We start from the raw sequence: 223 nt of genomic DNA, 5'->3' as shown, positions 1-223 counted from the left end.
GGTGATCGCGTTCTCACGCATCAACCGTCCAACACGCCGATGGCCAACATCAAGTCCGAGTTCCTTTAGCTCCTCGGTCATGCGAGGACGCCCGTAGCTGCCAAGCGACAGCCGGAATTGCTCCCGGATATGGGCAAGCACGACCAAGTCCCTACGCTGCCGGTCACTCACTGGGCGGTTCCGCCAGGACCGGTAACCCCGAGGACTGACATTCATGATCTGA

Annotated in this window: 1 protein-coding gene; it reads right to left on the bottom strand. The window is 60.1% G+C overall.

Annotation, left to right across the window (positions count from 1 at the left end; translation table 11 throughout):
* A partial coding sequence (locus tag ACXAH0_RS25370; RefSeq protein ID WP_475196125.1) for an IS3 family transposase occupies positions 1–223 on the bottom strand: 223 nt, incomplete at both ends.

The organism is Roseibium sp. AWQ4_290 (genome assembly GCF_056160985.1).
The sequence above is the reverse complement of the archived record's forward strand: the minus strand, read 5'-3'. Positions and strand labels throughout refer to the sequence as shown.